This window comes from Micromonospora sicca (assembly GCF_003172935.1).
GTDB classification, from domain to species: Bacteria; Actinomycetota; Actinomycetes; order Mycobacteriales; family Micromonosporaceae; genus Micromonospora; species Micromonospora sicca.
The window spans coordinates 11,910-31,182 of record NZ_QGKS01000076.1 but is presented as its reverse complement, the minus strand read 5'-3'; the positions used below and the strand labels follow the sequence as shown (position 1 = coordinate 31,182).

Sequence of the window (19,273 nt, the reverse complement as noted above, 5' to 3'; positions counted from 1 at the left end):
CGTCGGCGCAGGCCAGCCGGACCAGTTCCCGGCGGCGCAGCGCGCGGACCGCCCGGGTGGCCTGCTCCGGGTCGGCGTGCCGGGCCGCCGCGGCGGTGAAGCCCTCGCACAACACCTCGCGGGGGCGGGGGGTCAGCTCGGTGTCCTCGGCGAGCATCCGCAGTGCCTCCGGTTCCCGGCCCAGCAGGTCGGCCGCGTACCGGGAGGAGGACAGCACCCGGGCCAGCCGGCCGGCCACCGGGCCCTCGTCGCGCAGCAGCCGCAGATACCAGGGGGTGCTGCCGAGCTTGTCGGAGACCTGCCGGTAGTTGAGCAACCCCCGGTCCGGCTCCGGCGCGTCGGCGAACTCGCTGAGCAGCACCGGGAGCAGGGTGCGCTGGATCGCGGCGGTCCGACTCACCCCGCCGGTGAGGGCCTGGAGGTGCCGCAGCGCCCCGACCGGGTCGGCGAAGCCGAGGATCTCCAGCCGGTGCCGGGCCGCCTCCGGGGTCAGCCGGAGCCCGTCGGCGGGAACCCGGGCCACCGACTCCAGCAGCGGCCGGTAGAGCAGCTTGGCGTGCAGCCGGCGTACCTCGGTGGCATGGGTGACCCACTCGGCGCGGAACTCCTCGACGGCGCTGCGGCCCGGGGTGGCCGTGTAGCCCAGCGCGGCGGCCAGCCAGCGCAGGGCGGCCGGCTCGGTCGGCACGGTGTGGGTACGGCGCAGGCCCTGGAGCTGGAGGCGGTGCTCCACGCCGCGCAGGAAGCGGTAGCCGCGCAGCAGCGCCTCGCCGTCGGCCCGGCCGACGTAGCCACCGGCGACCAGGGCGCGCAGCGCCGGGATCGTCCCCGGCACCCGCAGCGACTCGTCGCCCCGGCCGTGCACCAGCTGGAGCAACTGGACGGCGAACTCGATGTCGCGCAGCCCGCCCGGACCTCGCTTGATCTCCCGCTCCAGCTCCTTCGGCGGGACGTTCTCGATGATCCTCCGGCGCATCGACCGGACGTCCTCGACCGCCTCCGGGCGCTCGGCGGCCGACCAGACCAGCGGCGCCAGCTGGTCGATCCACTCCCGCGCCAGACCCAGGTCGCCGGCCGCCGGCCGGGCCTTGAGCAGCGCCTGGAACTCCCAGGTGCGGGCCCAGCGGCGGTAGTAGGCCAGGTGGCTGGCGAGGGTACGCACCAGCGGCCCCCGGCTGCCCTCCGGCCGCAACGCGGCGTCCACCGGCCAGGCCACCAGCCCGCAGACGTGGATCAGCCGGGTGGCGACCAGGGTCGCCGCGGCGAGATCGTCGTCCTCCGCGGCGACGAAGATGACGTCCACGTCGGAGACGTAGTTCAGCTCGTCCCCGCCGCACTTGCCCATCGCCACCACGGCCAGCCGGGGGCGCGGCGTCCCCTCCGGCAGCTCGCCGACGGCGATCTCGTACGCGGCCGCGAGGGTGGCGTCGGCCAGCGCGGAGAGCGCCGCCATGGTCTGCTCCAGGCCGCGCCCGCCGGTCAGGTCGGCCGCCGCGATCCGCAGCAACGCCAGCCGGTACGCCTGCCGCAGCACCGCCACCGGCTGGGTGGACGGGGTGAACCGGGCCGCGGCGGCCAGGTCGAGCCGGCCCTCGGCGGTCGGGGCGAGCCCGTCCGGGGCGGTGGCCAGCACCGACCACTGATGGGGATTGGCCACCAGGTGGTCGCCGAGCGCCGACGACGCCCCGAGCACCGCGATCAGCCGGCGGCGCAGCCCCGGGTCGTCGTGCAGCGCGTCGAGCAGCGGCGACCTCGTCGTCTCCCCGGTCGGTCCGGCGCCGTTGGCCGCGACCGACCGCCCGGCCCCCGCGGCGCGGCGTTCCGCCTCGACGAGCCGGTGCAGCTGGCGCAGCGCCAGGTCCGGGTCGGCGGCCCGGGAGAGGGCGGCCAGCAGCTCGACGGCCCGCTCGCCCGCGGGCTCCTGGGTGTCCGGCCGCCACAGCCCGAGCCCGTCCGGGCCGAGCAGGTCAGCCGCACGCGCCCTGCCGTCGCCCTCTGCGAAGCCGTACCGGGCGAGGCGCCCCCTGGCCGGTCGGGTCATCTCAGTGCCCGAGCAGCGGCAGACTGCGGCGGGGGGCGTCGTCGTCCAGCTCGCCGAGGGCGAGGGCCGCGAACCGGATGGCGAACGGCTGCCAGACCTCCTCGACGTCGGCCATCACCCGGTCGCAGGCGGCCACCACCAGTTCCTCGTCGTACCCCAGCTCGGCCAGCAGCTCCGAGTCGCGGGCCCAGTCGGCGATCATCGCGGTGTCGCACTCGATGTGGAACTGCAGCCCCCAGGCCCGGTCGCCGAGGCGGAACGCCTGGTGCGGGTAGCGGGTGGAGGCGGCGAGCAGCGTCGCGCCCCGAGGCAGCTCGATGATCTCGTCGGAGTGCCACTGGAGCACGTCCGGAATCAGCGGCACGTACCGGAAGAGGGGGTCGGCGTCCGCGGCGTCCCGCTTGCCGACCACGCCCGGGCCGACCTCCGGGCCCGACGGGCTCCGCTCGACCAGGCCGGCGTGCGCGGTGGCCAGCAGTTGGCCGCCGAGGCAGACGCCGAGGGTCGGAACCCGGTACCGCACCGCCTTGCGCAGCAGCCCCTCGAGCGCCGGGAACCAGGGCGCGCCGGGGGTGCCGTCGGGCAGCGGGTACGCCTGCTGCTCGCCGCCGAGCACCACCAGGGCGGCATACGCCTCGAGGTCGGCGGGGAGTTCCTCGCCCGCGTGCGGGCGGAGCACCCGCAGTTGGAGGCCCCCCTCGGTCAGCCACTCCCCCAGTCGGCGGAGGTCGTCGGTCGGGTCGTTCTCGATCACCAGCGCGGTCGCCACGGTGTCGAGGCTAGCGGGTGCGGCGGCGAACGCCCGGAACGGCTCAGCCCGGCGCGCACTAGGCTCCCGCTGTGCTCACCGACGACTGCCTGCGCCCACCGGTTCTGCGTCCCGGCGACAGGGTGATGCTGGTGTCCCCGTCCGGGCCGACCCGGCCGGAGCGGGTGGCCCGGGGCATGGAGCTGCTGACCGGCTGGGGGCTGCGCCCGGTGCTGGCGCCGAACGCGTACGCCCGGCAGGGCTACCTGGCCGGCGGCGACGAACTGCGGGCGGCGGACCTGAACACCGCCTTCGCCGACCCGGCGGTGCGCGGGGTGCTGTGCACCCGGGGCGGCTACGGCGCGCAGCGGGTGGTGGACCTGATCGACATGGCGGCGGTCCGCCGGGACCCGAAGGTGGTGGCCGGCTTCTCCGACATCACGGCCCTGCAGTTCGCGCTCTGGCGGGGCGCCCGGCTGGCCAGCGTGCACGGCCCCGGCGCGGCGTGGCTGGACGACCGCACGCCGCCCCCCTCGGCGGAGTCGCTGCACGCCGCGCTGATGACCACCGAGCCGGTGACGGTGGCCGCCGTGGCCGAGGAGGACACCTTCGGCGTACGCGTGCCCGGCCGGGCCGTCGGCCCGCTGCTCGGCGGCAACCTGTGCCTGATCACCGCGTCGATCGGCACCCCGGACATGCCGGACCTGACCGGGGCGGTGCTGCTGGTCGAGGAGGTGCAGGAGCCGCCGTACAAGATCGACCGGATGCTCACCCACCTGCGCCGCTGCGGAGCGCTGGACGGGGTGGCCGGGGTGGCGGTGGGCCAGTTCACCGACTGCGCCGACGGCTGGGACACGACGGTGGCCGACGTGCTCACCGAACGCCTCGGCGATCTCGGCGTACCGGTCCTCGGCGGTCTCCCGATCGGCCACGGCGTCGGCCAGCTCACCGTCCCCGTCGGCACCCGCGCCGTCCTGGACGCGGACGCGGGCACCCTGACCGTCTCCCCCGCCGTCCGCTGATTTTCAGCCTGTCCACAGGGTCACCACGGGTTGCCTCCAGCTCCGTTGGTCACTGTCGGTGAGGTCGCACCACCACCGATCAACTGGAGGACTGATGTCCCGCACGATGTCGAAGAAGCACCTGCTGGCCGGCCTGGCCGCCGCCGGGGTCCTCGGCGTGGGGATCGCCGCCCCCACGGTGGCGTTCGCCGAGGACGACAACGCCACCCCGGCCCCCAGCGCCAGCACCGAAGCCGGTCAGGGCACCGACCGGCAGCAGCAGCGGGCCGACCGGCAGGCCGACTTCGCCGCGGCGCTCGCCAAGGAGCTGGGCGTCCCCACCGACAAGGTCACCGCCGCACTGGAGAAGCTGCGCGAGCAGCGCAAGGCCGACCGGCCGGAGCGCCCGTCCGCCGGGGACCGGCAGGCGATGCTGAAGGAGCGGCTGGACCAGGCGGTGAAGGACGGCAAGCTCACTCAGGAGCAGGCCGACGCGATCACCAAGGCCGCCGAGGCCGGCGTCTTCCCCGGCCCGGGCGGCCGGGGCCACCACGGCCCGGCGGGTACGACCGGCAACTGACCCGTGGCCCCGCCGTCTCCGCACCGGCCGCTTCCTCCCTCCCGGCCGGACCGTCTCCGCGGCGGGGCCACCCCCCTCGGCCGGCGCTCGGCCCCGGTGTCCGTGCGGGGCCGGCCCGGCAGCACTGCCGGGGCGGACCCGGAGGCACTGCCGGGGGCGGACCCGGCCGCCCCGAGCGCGGGTCATGCCGTGGCGGGCGGTGTGAAGACGCCGAGGTGGTTGCCGGAGGGGTCGAGCAGGTGGGCGAAGGTGAGCCCGGTCGGCGTCGTCCGCACCGGCACCAGCACCTTGCCGCCGGACGCCTCGGCCCGCCGGCAGGTCTCCGCCACGTCGGCCACCTCGGCGTAGAAGATCGCGTAGTTCGGCGACTGGCCGCCGGTGGCCCGGATCGCACCCCCGATCCCCTGCTCCCCGCCGGCCGTCGTCTGCCGGTACGACGCACCCGGCCCGCCCTGCTCCTCGAACGTCCAACCGAAGAGCTCGGCGTAGAACTTCTCGGCCTCGTCGGGCCGGTCGGAGCCGATCTCGAACCAGGTGATGGGCGTGCTGGACATGCTGCCTCCTGTCGTCGTGCCGGCCGCTCGGCCGGCGTCGTCAGGAGGCAGCCTCGCCCCCGTCCGCGACAGCGTCCTGTCGGTGTTTCCGGTTTTCAGACCAGGCTGAGCGGGCGGACCCGCTCGTGGGGGATGTCCAGGTCACCGGGGCGCAGCTCCCGGTCCACCCGCCCGGACAGGGGGTGGACCGACACGATGCGGTCGGTGCGGAAGCAGCGCAGCTCGTCGCGGAGCCGGCACCAGGCCAGCAGGTACCAGTGCCGGGGGTTGCCGAGATAGCCGAGCGGCTCCACGTCGCGGGTCGAGGCCACGCCGGAGCGATCGGCGTAGGTCAGGCGGAGCACCCGCCGCGCGGTGACCGCGTCGGCGACGACGGCCGGGACGGGCGTGGCCGGCCCGTCGCCGATGAGGTGCACCCGGCCGGCCAGCCGGTGCGCCTCGGCCACGTCGGCGGCCGGCATGACCGCGACCAGCTTGCGCAGCGCGGCGCCGGCGGCCGACGCGAACGGCGTGCCGCCGAGCCGGTGCAGGGCCACGGCCATCGCCACCGCCTCGCCGGCGGTCAGGTTGACCGGCGGCAGCGTGTGCGCGCGGTCCACCACGTAGCCGCCGGTGCGGCCGGGCTCGGCCCAGATCGGCACCCCGGAGGCCTGCAACGCGCCGATGTCGCGCTCGATGGTCCGGGCGCTGACCTCGAAGCGCCGGGCCAGCCAGCGGGCGCTGCGCGGGCGCGGCGACACCGCCCGCAGCTCCTCCACGAGGGCGTAGAGACGGTCCGTCCGGTTCATCCCCCCAAGCTAAGCCCGGGGTACGACAAGGCCCTGGGCTACAGCGACAGGTAGCGCTGCCGCTCGTACGGGGTGACCTCGCGCCGGTACTGCTCCCACTCGGCCCGCTTGTTGCGCAGGAAGAAGTCGAAGACGTGCTCGCCGAGCACCTCGGCGATCAGCTCCGAGCCGGCCATCACGTCGATCGCCTCGGCCAGGTTCTCCGGCAGCGCCTCGTAGCCCATCGCGCGCCGCTCGGCGCTGCTCAGCGACCAGACGTCGTCCTCGGCGCCCGGGGGCAGCTCGTAGCCCTCCTCGATGCCCTTGAGCCCGGCGCCGAGCAGCACCGCGAAGGCCAGGTAGGGGTTGGTCGCCGAGTCCAGCGAGCGGACCTCCACCCGGGCCGAGTTCGGCTTGCCGTACGCGGGCACGCGGACCAGCGCGGAGCGGTTCAGGTGACCCCAGCAGACGTACGCCGGGCTCTCGGTGATCCGGTCCGGCAGCGCCAGCGGGAAGAGCCGCTTGTAGGAGTTGACCCACTGGTTGGTGACCGCCGTGTACTCCCGCGCGTGCATGAGCAGCCCGGCGATGAACGACTTCGCCACCTTGGACAGCTTCATCGGGTCGCCCGCGTCGTGGAACGCGTTGCGCTCCCCCTCGAACAGCGACAGGTGGGTGTGCATGCCGCTGCCGGGCTGGTCGGTGAAGGGCTTCGGCATGAAGCTGGCCTGCACCCCGGTGGAGAGCGCCACCTCCTTGACCACGTGCCGGAAGGTCATGATGTTGTCGGCGGTGGTCAGCGCGTCGGCGTACCGCAGGTCGATCTCCTGCTGGCCGGGGGCCACCTCGTGGTGGCTGAACTCCACCGAGATGCCGATCCGCTCCAGCGCCAGCACGGCCTGCCGGCGGAAGTCCCGGGCGACGGCGTGGGTGGTGTGCTCGAAGTAGCCGCCGGTGTCCACCGGGGTGGGCACGGAGCCGTCCTGCGCGCCGTTCTCGAGCAGGAAGAACTCGATCTCGGGGTGGGTGTAGAAGGTGAAGCCCTTCTCGGCCGCCCGGGAGAGCATCCGGCGCAGCACGTGCCGCGGGTCGGCCCAGGAGGGCCCGCCGTCGGGCAGCAGGATGTCGCAGAACATCCGGGCGCTCTCGCCGCTGACCCCGCCCTCGAAGGGAAAGACCTGAAAGGTGGTCGGGTCGGGCATGGCCACCATGTCGGACTCGAAGACCCGGGCGAAGCCCTCGATCGCCGAACCGTCGAAGCCGATGCCCTCCTCGAAGGCCGCTTCCAGTTCCGCGGGGGCCACCGACACGCTCTTCAGCGTCCCGAGCACGTCGGTGAACCACAGCCGGACGAACCGGATGTCCCGCTCTTCCAGCGTACGGAGGACGAACTCCTGCTGACGGTCCACTTCCACCCCTCGCGACGCTGATCTCCGGCAACCGGTTCGGGCCGGTAGGGCCTGACCGCTCAGTCTCCACCGGCCTCGTTACGCCGACGTTACGCGACCATCCGCCGCGCGTCCCGCCCTGTCCCGCCCGCCAAGCCCGGGGCGGTCCACCGGGGCCGGGCGGGGTGTCCGGCGTCTCCCCCGTCCTGCCGTGAAGGGTCCGCGCTGCTGGGGCAAGATGAGGACATGCCCACCCTGCGTCTCGCCCTGTGCCAGGTCAACCCGACCGTCGGGGACATCGCCGGCAACGCCGACCTGGTCCGCCGCTGGACGCGTCAGGCCGCCGACGCCGGCGCCCAGCTCGCGCTCTTCCCCGAGATGATGTTGACCGGCTACCCGGTCGAGGACCTGGTCTTCCGCCGCTCCTTCGTCGCCGCCTCGCGGGCCGCGCTCCACCGACTCGCCGCGGATCTGGCCGCGGACGGGCTCGGCGAGCTTGCGGTCCTGGTCGGCTACCTGGACGCGGACGGGCCGCCGCAGGTCAGCTCGGACGCCGAGCCGGGCAAGGGCGCCCGCAACGCCGCCGCGCTGCTGCACGGGGGGAAGGTGGCGGCCACCTATTTCAAGCACCACCTGCCCAACTACGGGGTGTTCGACGAGGACCGCTACTTCGTGTCGGGCAACACGCTGACCGTGGTGCGGATCGGCGGGGTGGACGTCGCGCTGACCATCTGCGAGGACCTCTGGCAGGCCGGCGGCCCGTTCGCGGTGGCCCGGCAGGCCGGCGTGGGGCTGGTGCTCAACATCAACGGCTCGCCGTACGAGCTGAACAAGGACGACATCCGGCTGCCGCTGGTCCGCCGCCGGGCCGCCGAGGCGGGCGCCGCCGTCGCGTACGTGAACATGGTCGGCGGCCAGGACGAGCTGGTCTACGACGGCGACTCGATGATCGTGAGCGCGGACGGCGCGCTGCTCACCCGGGCGCCGCAGTTCGTCGAGCACCTGCTGGTGCACGACGTGGAGCTGCCGCCGGCGAAGGAGCCGGTCGACCACGCCGAGGAGCTGGCCGACGGGATGCGGGTGCTCCGGGTCAAGGTCAGCGACATCCTGCCGCCCGCCGCCACCGACGAGGTCGCGGTCGGCGGGATCATCGAGCCGGTCGCCGACGAGGCCGAGGTGTGGCAGGCGCTGGTGCTGGGCCTGCGCGACTACGTCAACAAGAACCGCTTCCCCTCGGTCGTGCTCGGCCTCTCCGGCGGCATCGACTCCGCGGTGTCGGCGGCCCTGGCCGTCGACGCGCTCGGCCCGGACCGGGTGGTCGGCGTGTCCCTGCCCAGCCAGCACTCGTCGGAGCACTCCCGGGCCGACGCCGAGGAGCTGGCCAAGCGGACCGGCCTGGACTACCGGATCGAGCCGATCCAGCCCATGGTGGACGCCTTCCTGGCCAACATGTCGCTGTCCGGGGTGGCCGTGGAGAACCTCCAGGCCCGGGTCCGGGGCGTGATCCTGATGGCGCTGTCGAACCAGGAGGGTCACCTGGTCCTCACCACCGGCAACAAGAGCGAGCTGGCGGTCGGCTACTCCACTCTCTACGGCGACTCGGTGGGCGGCTACAACCCGGTCAAGGACGTCTGGAAGACGCTGATCTGGCGGCTGGCGAAGTGGCGCAACGCCGACGCGGCCCGTCGGGGCGAGACCGCCCCGATCCCGGAGAACTCGATCGGCAAGCCGCCGTCGGCGGAGCTGAGCCCGGGCCAGCTCGACAGCGACACGCTGCCGGACTACGACGTGCTCGACCCGATCCTGATCGGCTACGTCGACGGTGACCTGGGCCGGGAGGGCCTGGTCGAGTCGGGGCACGACCCGGCGGTGGTGGACAAGGTGCTGCGGATGGTGGATACCGCCGAGTACAAGCGGCGGCAGTCCGCCCCGGGCACGAAGATCTCCATCAAGGCGTTCGGGCGGGACCGCCGACTGCCCATCACCAACCGCTGGCGGGAGCACGGCTGACCGGCCCGTCGGCCGGGGAGTGAAATCCTCCACTCCGCCCTGCCGTGGGCCGGTCGTCCGATGCGACGATCGCGGCGGAACCCGGGGACCGCGGAGGCGGCCTCGAGGAAGGAGAGAGTCATGCTGGAGTCCACCCCGACCGAGGTGACCGCCCTGTACGGCGGGCCGGCCACCCGACGGGTCCGTACCCGTGACCTGATCGCCGCCAAGGAGCGCGGTGAGCGCTGGGCGATGCTCACCTCGTACGACCAGTACACCGCCTCGATCTTCGACCAGGCGGGCATCCCGGTGCTGCTGGTCGGCGACTCGGCGGCGAACAACGTCTTCGGCTACGAGACGACACTGCCGGTGACCGCCGAGGAGCTGCTGCCGCTGGTCCGCGCGGTGGTCCGGGCGACCCGGCACTCGCTGGTCGTCGGCGACCTGCCCTTCGGCTCGTACGAGGAGGGGCCGGCGCAGGCGCTGCGCACGGCGGTGCGGTTCATGAAGGAGGGCGGCTGCCACGCCGTGAAGCTGGAGGGCGGGCGACGCTGCGCCGACCAGATCGCGGCGATCGTCGGCGCCGGCATCCCGGTGATGGCGCACATCGGCTTCACCCCGCAGAGCGAGCACACCCTGGGCGGCTACCGGGTGCAGGGACGTGGCGACACGGCCGACGAGGTGATCGCCGACGCCCGGGCGGTGGCCGAGGCCGGCGCGTTCGCGGTGGTGCTGGAGATGGTGCCCGGTGAGGTGGCCAAGCGGATCACCGCCGAGCTCCGGATCCCCACCGTCGGCATCGGCGCCGGGCCGGACACCGACGCGCAGGTGCTGGTCTGGCAGGACATGGCCGGCCTGCGTACCGGCAAGGCGCCACGCTTCGTCAAGCGCTACGCCGACCTGGCCGGCGCGCTGACCGACGCGACCCGCCGCTTCGCCGAGGAGGTGCGCGGCGGCGAGTTCCCGGCCGCCGAGCACACGTTCTGAGCACGACGGGCGGTGCGGTCGACCGGCCGCACCGCCCCGCAACCACGCCGGCCGTCTCCGGTCAGCCCACGCAGAACTCGTTGTCCTCGGGGTCGGCGAGCTGGACCGAGTAGTAGTTGTTCTCCGGGTCGTCCATCGCCCCCAGCACCCGCGCCCCGAGCTTCACCAGCCGGGCCACCTCGGCGTCGATCCGCGCCCGCCGCTCCGGCAGCGGCACGGCCCGCCCGCCACCGACCTTCAGGTCGATGTGCAGCCGGTTCTTGACCGACTTCGGCTCCGGGACCGGCTGGAACCAGATCCGGGGCCCGGCCCCGACCGGATCCGCCAACCGGTCCACACAGTCACCCTCGCCGAGTTCGTCGGCCGGGACGCCCACCGACAGGTACCAGTCACGCCACGTCACGTACCCCTCCGGCGGCGGCTGCGGACGGTATCGCAGCGCCTCCGCCCAGAACCCGACGAGCCGCGACGGCTCCCGACAGTCGATCACCAGTTGCCATTCCATCCGCCGATGGTGCACCGGTGGTGTGACAGTGCGCTTCCGGTACGGCGCGAGGTCGAATCAGAGGTCGGTGACCCGGAGGCCGGCGTGCGCCTTGTAGCGCTTGTTGATGGCGATCAGGTTCGCCGTGAACGCCTCGATCTGGTGGGCGTTGCGCAGCCGCCCGGCGTAGATGCCGCGCATGCCGGGGATCCGGGCCGCGAGCGCGGCCAGCACGCCGACCAGCTCCCGGTCCTCGGTGCAGATCAGCACGTCGAGGTCGATCCGGTCGATCTGCGGGTCGGCCAGCAGCGGCGCGCTGACGTGGTTGAACGCCGCGCAGACCCGGGAGTCCGGCAGCAGCCGGGCGGCCTGCTGGACGGCGCTGCCCTCGTCGACCCGGAGAGCGTACGGGCCCTGCTTGTCGAAGCCGAGCGGGTTGACGCAGTCCACCACGATCTTGCCGGCGAGCGGCTCGGCCAGCGCGGCGACGGTGGCGGCGTGCCCGTCCCACGGGACCGCGATGATCACCACGTCGCTGCGGCGGGCGACCTCGTCGTTGTCGGCGCCGGCCACCTCCGCGCCGGCCGGGACGCCGGGCAGGGCGGCGATCTCGGCGGCGGACTGCGCCGCGCGCTCGGCGGAACGGGAACCGATCAGCACCCGCTGTCCGGCCCGGGCGAACCGGTAGGCGAGCCCCCGCCCCTGGTCGCCCGTGCCACCGATGATGCCGACGGTCAGCCCGGAGACGTCGGGCAGCGTGGTCGCGTCGTAAGCCATGCGGTCATCCTCGCAAACCGCCCCACCGGGCAGCAGTGCGAGCCGATGTGACAATTCCCGCTGACCCGACGCGGCGGGCGGTCAGGCGCGCTCGAAGAGGACCTTGCGCTGGGTCGGGTCGGCGGTGGTCAGGCGGACCTGGACCCGCTCGCCGAGCGGGAGGTGGCCGGTGCAGCGGGCGCGGACCGGCGGCTCGTCCAGGGCCACCGTCCCGCCGGGCTCCCGGCCGGGCTTCGAGTTGCCGTTCGGCGGCCCGTCCACGTCCAGGACAGCCGCGGAGAAGGTCTCCCCCACCCGGTGCTCCAGCAGCACCGCCTCGGCCAGCTCGATCGCGCCCCGGGTGGCCGCCGACGCCGTCCGGTCGGTCGTCGCCATCACCTCCGGCAGCTTCGGCAGCGCGGCGCGCGCCCAGTCGGGTACCTCCCGGCCCTCGTGCAAAGCCAGGCAGACCTCGGTCGCGTACCGGTCGGCCAGTCGGCGCAACGGCGCGGTGACGTGCGCGTACGCGGCGGCCACCCCGCCGTGCTCCGGCTGCTCCGGCAGCTCCCCGTCGAAGGCCGTGTACGCCGCGCCGCGCATCAGCTCGGCCGCCTGGTCGATGAAGGCCGCCGCCCGGGGCCGGGAGGCGTCCAGCCCGGCGAGCACCTCGCCGACGCTGCGGTCCGCCGGCCAGTCCACCCCGAGCGGGGCGGCGGCGAGGCGCAGCCGGGCGACCGCCTCCGGCTTCGGCGGCGGCATCGTCCGGAGCAGGCCGATCCGGCCGGCGAGCATGATGTCGGCGGCGGCCATCCCGGTCAGCAGCGAGATCTGGGCGTTGTGGTCCTCCATCGGGCCCGGCCCGCGCAGCACCAGCCGCCAGCCGTCGCCGTCCGGTTCGACGTCCTGTTCGGGCAGCGGCAGGTTGATCGCGCCCCGGCGCAGCCCCCGGGCGGTGAGCAGCGCACCGATCTCGGGCAGCAGGGCGATCGGCTCGGGCAGCCGGCCGGCGTCGGCGTCGAGTTGCACGCCGACGTAGTCCAGCTTGGCCCGGCTGCGCACCCGGGCGCGTTCCAGCACGACGGCCACCGTGTCGCCGTCGGCGTCGAGGTCGATGGTCCAGAGCACCGCCGCCCGGTCGGCGTCGGGCAGCAGGCTGGCCGCGCCCTCGCTGAGCGTGTGCGGGTGCAGCGGCACGTTGCCGTCGGGCAGGTAGACGGTCTGGCCGCGCCGCCAGGTCTCCTCCTCAAGCGAGCCGCCGGGGCGTACGTGCGTGGCGACGTCGGCGATCGCGTACCGGACCCGGAAGCCGCCACCGGGACGGCGGCTGAGGTGCATCGCCTGGTCGAGGTCGCGCGAGGTCGCCGGGTCGACCGTGACGAACGGGATGTCGGTGCGGTCGGCGGCGGCCGGCAGCGGCGCGGCGGCCGCCTCGTCCGCCTCGCGCTGCGCCGCAGCCGGGAAGCCCTCGGGCAGTCCCAGCTCGCGGCGCAGCGCACCGAAGTCGATGCGGGGCGCCAGTACGCGTCGGATCACCACGGGGTCAATCCTGACAGCGCGGCGGGTGATCCGCTCACCGGCGCGGCGGAGGGCCGATCAGCGGCGGGCCCCGGGCGTCAGCCGGCCGCCTTGCGGGCGCTCGCCGGCTTGATCGTGGAACGACCGGCGACGACCCTCGTGCCGGCGGGTTTCCGGGCGGCGGTGACCCGTTTGTGGGTGCCGGTCGAGGAGCTCGTCCTGGCCTCGACGGGGCCCACGGACGACGCCGCGGAGGTCGCCTTCCTGGCCGCCGCCTTGCGCGTGGTGGTCGAGGAGGCGGCGGTGGCCTTCCTCGCCGGGGCCTTCTTCGCCGCCGCCTTGCGGGCGCCTCCGGTCGGGCGGGTGGTGGTGGCCTTCGCGGCGGTGGTCTTCTTCGCCGGGGCCTTCTTCGCCGCCGTGGTCTTCTTGGCCGCGGTGGTCTTCTTGGCAGGCGTCGTCTTCTTGGCCGCCGTGGTCTTCTTCGCCGCGGTCGCCTTCTTGGCCGCCGCCGTGGTCTTCTTGGCCGCCGCCGTGGTCTTCTTCGCCGCCGCCGTGGTCTTCTTCGCCGCCGTCTTCCGCGCGGGAGCCTTCTTCGCCGCCGTGGTGGTCTTCCTGGCGGTGGCCTTCTTGGCGGGCGCCTTCTTGGCGGTGGTCTTGTTCGCGGGCGCCTTCTTCGCGGGCGCCTTCTTCGCGGGCGCCTTCTTCGCGGTGGTCTTCTTAGCGGGCGCCTGCTTCGCGGCGGTCTTGGTGGCCGGCGCCATCTTCGCGGGCGCCTTGCGTGCCGCCGCCACGACCTTCTTGGCGGCCGCCTTCTTCGCGACGGCCTGCTTCGCCGGCACCCGACCGGCGCCGGCGCCCGAGGCGTTCGGCGCCGCCTTGGTGACCGTCGCCGTCCGGGCCGTGGCAGCCCCCGTGGACCGTCGCGTCGCGGTGGTCTTCGTCGCGGTCGTACGTTTGGCGGCCGGGCGGGTGGTGGCCTTTTGTGCTTCGGCCATCTTGGTTCCCTCCTTGGGGACGTGCTCTCACGTGGCTCCTCGCGGAGCACGGAGTACCTCGACGCGGGCCGTCCCGCGCCGTCTACCTGTCCTCCCCGGCCCAACGGGCGTCCTCGGCCTCCCACGCTTCGTTGCGCTCCTGCACCTTCTGCAGGGCGTTCTCCGCGTCGGCGGCTGAGGGGTACGGTCCGAGAACGTGCTTCGCAGGGCACACGTTGTCATCGGTCTCGACCCGGTGGTGTCGCGTGCACCAGTAGTAGTGCGCACCACTTCCGCTGTCGCTCATGAGATCACTGTGCACCGCTAGGCGTCCGGCCGCCACCGGATCGCCACAAATAGTCCCCGATGTCCTCCACATTAGACGTGCTCCCGGCCGTCGGACGCCGGAACGGCGAAGAACGGGGCAGCCGTCCACCGGGTCGGTGACGCACAATCCCCGGGTGCGGTACGGGGGAGGAACATCGGCGCGGCTGCGACGCCGGCTGCTGGCCGCCGCCGTGCTCGCGGCGCTCGCCGCGACCGGGGTGCTGGTGGCGGTGCCGCTGCTGCGGGACCGGTCCCAGCACCGGCTGGACCGGCGCGCCGACCGGGAGGTGACGGCGACGGCGCAGCGGACCCGGGCCGCGCTGCTGGCCGTGCCGTCGGCGTCCGGGCCGGCGCTGCGGGACGCCGCCGACGCCGTCGCCGGGGTGGAGGTGCTGGCGGTGGAGGACGTCGGTCCGGGCGTCCGGCTGGTCTTCCGGGTCCGGATGGCGAAGACCGCCGCCTCGGTCTTCGGCTGGCAGCGGGCGAACGTCGCGGCGTGTTTCGCCCAGGTGGTGCAGGCCGCCGCCACACCGGCGCCGATGGAGCGACTGCCCTGCCCGGACTGACCCGGCCGCCGGGCCGGACACCGCATGCTCGACGCCTTCCTCGCCGGGGAGACGATCGCGCACGCCGTCCGCCGGGAGTCGCGGGCCGGACACGGGCCCGACCGGTGGCGGGCGGCGGTCGCCGAGTCCCGGTCCGCCGCGGCGGGCCGGCTGCCGCTGCTGCGGCAGTCGTCGGTACGGGAGGAGGCGTCGCTGTTCGCCATCTATCCGCCGACCGGGCTGCGGCGGCGGATGCTCGCCGGCCGGCCGTCGTACCAGCCCGCGGTGGAGCTGACCGACGAGCGGATGGCGCGGATCGACGCCGAGCTGGCCCGCGAGTACGAGCGGGTGCGCCGCGAGGTGAGCTGGTCGGGCCGAGGCTCAGGCGCCGGAGGGCACCGGCGCGGGCGGTGCGATCGGCTCCGGCGCCGCCGGCCGCGCCGCCCGGATCGCGTAGGCCAGCGCGTACGGGGTGCAGGCGAGATAGAGGAAGGGCTGCAGTTCCACGAGATCGGTGATGAGGAAGATCTCCCGCTTCGTCGGCCGGGGCAGCCCGAACGACCAGTCCGTCCAGCTGGTGAAGAGCCACAGTGGGGCGGAGACCCGGTCGACGGTGTCGCCCTGGGCCACACCGTCGATGACCGTCTCCGGGCCGCCGGAGATGAGGTTGACCACGGTGAGCACCACGGCGAGGTCCGCGGCGACGAGCGCGCCGAGCACGCCCACCAGCCAGGCGGCGCGGACCCGGCCCCGGCCGGCCAGCAGCCCCGCGCCGTACAGCGAGAGGGTCAGGCCGGCGAGCCAGAGCACCAGGCCCGGCGCGACGCGGGTCAGCTTCTCGGTGGTCTCGTTCAGGGTGTACTCGACGAGGACGGCGGTGACGCCGATCGGAAACACGACGCCGAGCGCGTTGCGCGCCGGCCCGGTGCGGGCGGTGCGGGCGGCGCCGCGGCGGACGACCCGGGCCAGCAGCACCGCCAGCCCGGCGGTGACACCGGTCAGCACGGGCAACTGGACGGCGTTCGCCCAGCTCACCGTGGCGAGCAGCTGGTTGTACACCAGATTCATCAGCACCGCCGCGACCAGGATGATCGCCACGCCGGCCGGCGGGGCGAGGAGCAGCGTGGCCACCGTCCGGCGGAACGGTCCGTCCAGTCCAGATCGCGCGACCAGTGGAACGCGCGCCCGGCCAACGGCCAGGCTGCCGGCGAACCGGAGCATCCGCAGCCGCTCCCCCCGCTCGGCGAGCACATGCAGCTCGGCGTGCCACTCGCGGGACAGCTCGTCGCGCACCTCGGCCGGCCAGCGCCGGGCGGCCGTCCGGAGCAGACGCTCGGCCAGCCGCCGGGTCACCACGCGGGAGCTCCGGTCGGCTCGGCGCCACCCCGGCGCGGTCGGGGGTCGGGGCTCAACGCCCGCAGCTCGGCGAGCGCCTGCCGGGCGGCGCCAACTCCCTCGGCGGTCAGCCGGTAGTACCGGCGGGCGGGCCGGCCGGCGGCGGCCGGGTCGACCTCCTCCCAATCGGCGAGGAGCCAGCCGGCCGCCTGGAGGCGGTGCAGCACCGGGTAGAGGGTGCCGCTGGGCAGACCGGTGAGCTTCATCAGGTCGAGGCCGTACCGCTCGGCCGCCGGGTCGGCGAGCAGCGCCGAGAGCACCTTCGCCACCGGGATCGTCATCCGCACGGCTAGTACTGTATCGGAACTCTACATAGGGGGGTAGAAGCAGCTTCGCTGATGCCGCTCGCGCCGATCAGCGGAAGGGCTGCCGGCGCCGGTGGGACAGATCAGGGTGGTGGTGTCGGCCGGGGTGGCTGTGCGGATCTGTGTGCACGGTGGCGCCGGCCAGCCGGGGCACGGCGTGGGTGAGCTGATGCTCGGCGTCGGCGGCGATCTCGTGTGCGGCGACGAGGCTGAGGTCGGCGTCCACGACAAGTTCCGCTTCGGCGTGCAGCCGGTGCCCGATCCAGCGGAGTCGCACCGCGGCCACGTCGCGGACACCGTCGACGGCCCGCAGCGCGGTTTCGGCCTGGTCGACCAGGGCGGGGTCGACGGCGTCCATGAGGCGTCGGTAGACCTCGCGAGCGACGTCCTTGAGCACGAAGGTGATGGCGACGGCGATGACCAGGCCGACGACGGGGTCTGCCCAGCGCCAGCCGAGTGCGGCGCCGCCGGCGGCGGCGAGGACGGCGAGGGACGTGTACCCGTCGGTGCGGGCGTGCAGGCCGTCGGCGACCAGGGCGGCGGAGCCGATGCGTCGGCCGACGCGGATGCGGTACTGGGCCACGAGCTCGTTGCCGACGAAGCCGACGAGACCGGCGGCAGCCACCCAGGGCAGGTGTGCCACGTCGGTGGGGTGCAGCAGCCGGGTGACGGCGGTCCAGGCGGCGGCGACGGCGGACGCGGCGATGACCGCGACGATGATGATGCCCGCGAGGTCCTCGGCACGGCCGTAGCCGTAGGTGTAGGCGCGGGTGGCCGCACGGCGACCGAGGAGAAAGGCGATTCCCAGCGGTACGGCGGTCAGGGCGTCGGCGACGTTGTGGAGGGTGTCGCCGAGCAGGGCGACCGAACCGGAGAGCACCACGATGACCGCCTGGGCGACGGCCGTGACCCCGAGGCCGACCAGGGAGATCCACAGGGCGCGGAGACCGTCGCGGGAGGACTCCAACGCGGGGTCGATCTTTGCCCGCGAGTCGTGGGAGTGCGGGACGACGGCGTGGGCCAGCCGATGCCACCACGCAGCGAGCCGGCCGCCATGACGGTGGCGGTGTTCGTGGTCGTCGTGTTCGTGGTCGTCGTGTTCGTGGTCGTCGTGTTCGTGGTCGTCGTGTTCGTGGTCGTCGTGTTCGTGGTCGTGGTCGTTCACCGCTCCCCCAGGTCGTGCGGTCGCACGGACGATCCGTACCCCTCGACGGCGGCGATAATATGTGCTCATGTACGCACGCGACAACGTTGCAGATGCCAGCGACTTGCAACAACGCCTTCCCCCCGGGCAGGAGGTGGAGGCGGCGACCGAAATGCTGCGGATGCTGGCCGACGGAACGCGGCTACGGCTGATGTGGCTGCTCAGCGAGGGCGAGTACGACGTGACGGCGCTCGTGGCGGCGGTCGGGATGGCGCGGCCGGCGGTGTCGCAGCACCTCGGCAAGCTTCGGCTGGCGGGGCTGGTGAGCGTGCGACGGGACGGCCGCCGCGCCCTCTACCGCGCCGGAGGCGGGCATGCGCGCCGACTGGTGACCGAGGTGATGCACGCGGCATCCCACCGGGTGACCGGCGCACCCGAGCACGACTGAGCGCCTGGCTACTTCACAGCAGGTCACCGCGTTGATCGAGGCGGTGACCTGGTGGGCGACGGACGAGTCGACCTAGGCGGGTAGTGACCAGCCGGGCGTGGCCAGTAGGGCGCCGTCGTCGCCGACGAGCAGGGCCTCGTACCCGGGTAGCGTGGCGAGCCATGTCACCGCCTGAGGCCCCTGCGCAACCGCTGCGGTGGCGTACACGTCCGCCCAGGTCAGGGACGGGCCGATGACGGTGACCGAGCGCACGCCCCGGGCGGGGGCGCCGGTGTGCGGGTCCACGATGTGCGCTCCGCGGTGTGCACTGCCCGAGGTCGCGACGGCCCCGTCGACGACCTCGATGGTGGTGAGGAGCTGATCGGGCTGGGCCGGATCCTCCACGCCCACGCGCCAGGATCCGCGTACCGTCATGTCCCCACCGGCATTCAGGTAGAACGCGTACCCCTCCAGATGCTCCGCGGCGCGCTCGACGGCCCAGCCCTTGACGAGGCCGGACGGGTCGAAGCGGGTGCCACCGCCGGTTTCGGGAAGGTACGCGTTGAAGTAGCCGCCCGTACGCTGCCGCGCCTGCTCGCACAGGTCGAGTACCGCGTCGACCAACGGGTCATCTACCGGCTCTCCCCGGTTCAGGGCGCTCAGCCGGCTGTCCGGGCGGTACGGGCTGAAGACGGCGTCCATCGCGCGCAGTTCGGCGAAGGCCCCGGCGACGGCGTTCGCCGCCGCCGGGGAGTCGGCACCGGGACCGCGCACATGCACGCTGACGGGCAGACCCATGATCTGCTCGACGAACGCCTGCCTGGTCACGGGTTGGCCTTGAAGTGAACGTCGTCCAGCGCGGCCTGGAGCGACTCCTTGTAGCCATCGCTGGTCAGCGTCGCCCCGGACACCGCATCGATCTGCGCGCTCTGCGCGGCAAGCGCCTCCGTGCGCAGCTGCGGCACTGCGCGCTTGTTGATCTCGCGGGAGCGGTTGTTCGAGTTCGGCACCGTCATCGGCGTGATCTCGGTGATCCGGCCACCGCTGATCTGGGCCTGCACCTGGACGCGCCCCCGCTTCGTCTGCACGATCGGGCCGTTGGCGACGGTGGTGGAACCGGACCGTTTGACGGTGCGCCGTGACGTCCCGGGGTCCACCGGCGCAACGCCCGGCACGCCTGCGTCGCCAACGGTCCCGGTCGAAGGCGAGCTGTCGGGTCTGGTCGACGTCCGGTAGTTGAAGAGAAGTACCACCACGGCGATCGTGGCGAGGAACCAGATCGTGATCTTACGCATGTCTTCCTCCTCAGGTCGGATTGTGAGCGCCATGAGGATTGGATGGCCGAG

At 73.8% G+C, this 19,273-nt stretch carries 20 protein-coding genes; 6 read left to right on the top strand and 14 right to left on the bottom strand.

Going from position 1 to position 19,273, the window contains the following annotated elements:
* Nucleotides 1–2,041, bottom strand: a 2,041-nt coding sequence (locus tag DKT69_RS02540; RefSeq protein ID WP_109799988.1) for a bifunctional [glutamine synthetase] adenylyltransferase/[glutamine synthetase]-adenylyl-L-tyrosine phosphorylase, incomplete at its 3' end; no start/stop codon positions are given.
* 1 nt (nt 2,042) lies between these two features.
* Complete coding sequence (locus DKT69_RS02535; protein ID WP_109799987.1) at nt 2,043–2,810, bottom strand: type 1 glutamine amidotransferase; 768 nt, start codon at nt 2,808–2,810, stop codon at nt 2,043–2,045.
* Between the two features lie 71 nt (nt 2,811–2,881).
* Between DKT69_RS02535 and DKT69_RS02530 the strand changes: the two genes are divergently transcribed.
* Both DKT69_RS02530 and DKT69_RS02525 read left to right on the top strand, forming a co-directional pair.
* The gene (locus DKT69_RS02530) at nt 2,882–3,811 is read left to right on the top strand and encodes a S66 peptidase family protein (RefSeq protein ID WP_109799986.1); all 930 of its coding nucleotides are present in this window, start codon (nt 2,882–2,884) and stop codon (nt 3,809–3,811) included.
* Nucleotides 3,812–3,905: 94 nt separating this feature from the next.
* Nucleotides 3,906–4,370: a hypothetical protein gene (locus DKT69_RS02525; protein ID WP_109799985.1), complete on the top strand. Its 465-nt coding sequence runs from the start codon at nt 3,906–3,908 to the stop codon at nt 4,368–4,370.
* 182 nt (nt 4,371–4,552) lie between these two features.
* Here DKT69_RS02525 and DKT69_RS02520 read toward each other — a convergent pair whose 3' ends face one another.
* From DKT69_RS02520 to glnA, 3 genes are all read right to left on the bottom strand, one after another.
* A complete protein-coding gene (locus tag DKT69_RS02520; RefSeq protein WP_109799984.1) occupies nt 4,553–4,924 on the bottom strand; it encodes a VOC family protein in 372 nt (123 codons plus the stop codon).
* Between the two features lie 95 nt (nt 4,925–5,019).
* Nucleotides 5,020–5,712 carry a helix-turn-helix transcriptional regulator gene (locus tag DKT69_RS02515; RefSeq protein ID WP_109799983.1) on the bottom strand — a complete coding sequence of 231 codons (693 nt, stop codon included), beginning with the start codon at nt 5,710–5,712 and terminating at the stop codon, nt 5,020–5,022.
* Nucleotides 5,713–5,750: 38 nt separating this feature from the next.
* Nucleotides 5,751–7,100, bottom strand: a complete 1,350-nt coding sequence (glnA, locus tag DKT69_RS02510) for a type I glutamate--ammonia ligase (RefSeq protein WP_109799982.1) — start codon at nt 7,098–7,100, stop codon at nt 5,751–5,753.
* A gap of 225 nt (nt 7,101–7,325) precedes the next feature.
* Between glnA and DKT69_RS02505 the strand changes: the two genes are divergently transcribed.
* Together DKT69_RS02505 and panB are read left to right on the top strand one after the other, a co-directional pair.
* The gene (locus tag DKT69_RS02505; RefSeq protein WP_109799981.1) at nt 7,326–9,089 is read left to right on the top strand and encodes an NAD+ synthase; all 1,764 of its coding nucleotides are present in this window, start codon (nt 7,326–7,328) and stop codon (nt 9,087–9,089) included.
* 120 nt (nt 9,090–9,209) lie between these two features.
* Nucleotides 9,210–10,055: a 3-methyl-2-oxobutanoate hydroxymethyltransferase gene (gene panB / locus DKT69_RS02500; RefSeq protein WP_109799980.1), complete on the top strand. Its 846-nt coding sequence runs from the start codon at nt 9,210–9,212 to the stop codon at nt 10,053–10,055.
* Between the two features lie 61 nt (nt 10,056–10,116).
* Here panB and DKT69_RS02495 read toward each other — a convergent pair whose 3' ends face one another.
* The 4 genes from DKT69_RS02495 to DKT69_RS38825 all read right to left on the bottom strand — a co-directional run bounded on the left by DKT69_RS02495 (nt 10,117) and on the right by DKT69_RS38825 (nt 13,805).
* Nucleotides 10,117–10,560 (bottom strand): VOC family protein, encoded by a 444-nt coding sequence (locus DKT69_RS02495; protein WP_109799979.1) that lies wholly within the window; start codon nt 10,558–10,560, stop codon nt 10,117–10,119.
* Between the two features lie 57 nt (nt 10,561–10,617).
* Entirely contained in the window at nt 10,618–11,316 is a 699-nt protein-coding gene (gene npdG, locus DKT69_RS02490; protein ID WP_109799978.1) for an NADPH-dependent F420 reductase, read from the bottom strand.
* Nucleotides 11,317–11,397: 81 nt separating this feature from the next.
* A complete protein-coding gene (locus DKT69_RS02485) occupies nt 11,398–12,831 on the bottom strand; it encodes an RNB domain-containing ribonuclease (RefSeq protein WP_109799977.1) in 1,434 nt (477 codons plus the stop codon).
* A 77-nt stretch (nt 12,832–12,908) separates the two neighbouring features.
* Nucleotides 12,909–13,805: a hypothetical protein gene (locus tag DKT69_RS38825; protein ID WP_201749454.1), complete on the bottom strand. Its 897-nt coding sequence runs from the start codon at nt 13,803–13,805 to the stop codon at nt 12,909–12,911.
* Between the two features lie 440 nt (nt 13,806–14,245).
* Between DKT69_RS38825 and DKT69_RS02465 the strand changes: the two genes are divergently transcribed.
* Nucleotides 14,246–14,677 carry a hypothetical protein gene (locus DKT69_RS02465; RefSeq protein ID WP_146230968.1) on the top strand — a complete coding sequence of 144 codons (432 nt, stop codon included), beginning with the start codon at nt 14,246–14,248 and terminating at the stop codon, nt 14,675–14,677.
* 360 nt (nt 14,678–15,037) lie between these two features.
* Here DKT69_RS02465 and DKT69_RS02460 read toward each other — a convergent pair whose 3' ends face one another.
* The 3 genes from DKT69_RS02460 to DKT69_RS02450 form a co-directional block, all read right to left on the bottom strand.
* Nucleotides 15,038–16,012, bottom strand: coding sequence for a hypothetical protein (locus tag DKT69_RS02460; RefSeq protein WP_236647294.1), 975 nt, complete (start codon nt 16,010–16,012; stop codon nt 15,038–15,040).
* Nucleotides 16,006–16,338 (bottom strand): PadR family transcriptional regulator, encoded by a 333-nt coding sequence (locus DKT69_RS02455; protein WP_109799974.1) that lies wholly within the window; start codon nt 16,336–16,338, stop codon nt 16,006–16,008. The genes DKT69_RS02460 and DKT69_RS02455 overlap by 7 nt, the downstream gene beginning before the upstream one ends.
* A gap of 67 nt (nt 16,339–16,405) precedes the next feature.
* Nucleotides 16,406–17,521, bottom strand: a complete 1,116-nt coding sequence (locus DKT69_RS02450) for a cation diffusion facilitator family transporter (protein ID WP_201749453.1) — start codon at nt 17,519–17,521, stop codon at nt 16,406–16,408.
* A gap of 67 nt (nt 17,522–17,588) precedes the next feature.
* Here DKT69_RS02450 and DKT69_RS02445 point away from each other — a divergent pair, with 67 nt between their 5' ends.
* Nucleotides 17,589–17,948: an ArsR/SmtB family transcription factor gene (locus DKT69_RS02445; protein WP_109799991.1), complete on the top strand. Its 360-nt coding sequence runs from the start codon at nt 17,589–17,591 to the stop codon at nt 17,946–17,948.
* Between the two features lie 72 nt (nt 17,949–18,020).
* Here the strand turns inward: DKT69_RS02445 and DKT69_RS02440 are convergent, their stop codons facing one another.
* Nucleotides 18,021–18,755: an FAD:protein FMN transferase gene (locus DKT69_RS02440; protein ID WP_201749452.1), complete on the bottom strand. Its 735-nt coding sequence runs from the start codon at nt 18,753–18,755 to the stop codon at nt 18,021–18,023.
* Nucleotides 18,752–19,255 carry an FMN-binding protein gene (locus DKT69_RS02435; protein WP_236647293.1) on the bottom strand — a complete coding sequence of 168 codons (504 nt, stop codon included), beginning with the start codon at nt 19,253–19,255 and terminating at the stop codon, nt 18,752–18,754. Before DKT69_RS02435 ends, DKT69_RS02440 begins: the two co-directional genes overlap by 4 nt.
* Between the last annotated feature and the right edge of the window lie 18 nt (nt 19,256–19,273).

Coding starts and splice junctions, on each gene's coding strand:
- DKT69_RS02525 (WP_109799985.1), top strand. CDS start 3,906: ATGTCCCGCACGATGTCGAAGAAGCACCTGCTGGCCGGCCTGGCCGCC.
- DKT69_RS02520 (WP_109799984.1), bottom strand. CDS start 4,924: ATGTCCAGCACGCCCATCACCTGGTTCGAGATCGGCTCCGACCGGCCC.
- DKT69_RS02515 (WP_109799983.1), bottom strand. CDS start 5,712: ATGAACCGGACGGACCGTCTCTACGCCCTCGTGGAGGAGCTGCGGGCG.
- DKT69_RS02505 (WP_109799981.1), top strand. CDS start 7,326: ATGCCCACCCTGCGTCTCGCCCTGTGCCAGGTCAACCCGACCGTCGGG.
- panB (WP_109799980.1), top strand. CDS start 9,210: ATGCTGGAGTCCACCCCGACCGAGGTGACCGCCCTGTACGGCGGGCCG.
- DKT69_RS02495 (WP_109799979.1), bottom strand. CDS start 10,560: ATGGAATGGCAACTGGTGATCGACTGTCGGGAGCCGTCGCGGCTCGTC.
- npdG (WP_109799978.1), bottom strand. CDS start 11,316: ATGGCTTACGACGCGACCACGCTGCCCGACGTCTCCGGGCTGACCGTC.
- DKT69_RS38825 (WP_201749454.1), bottom strand. CDS start 13,805: ATGGCCGAAGCACAAAAGGCCACCACCCGCCCGGCCGCCAAACGTACG.
- DKT69_RS02445 (WP_109799991.1), top strand. CDS start 17,589: ATGTACGCACGCGACAACGTTGCAGATGCCAGCGACTTGCAACAACGC.
- DKT69_RS02435 (WP_236647293.1), bottom strand. CDS start 19,255: ATGGCGCTCACAATCCGACCTGAGGAGGAAGACATGCGTAAGATCACG.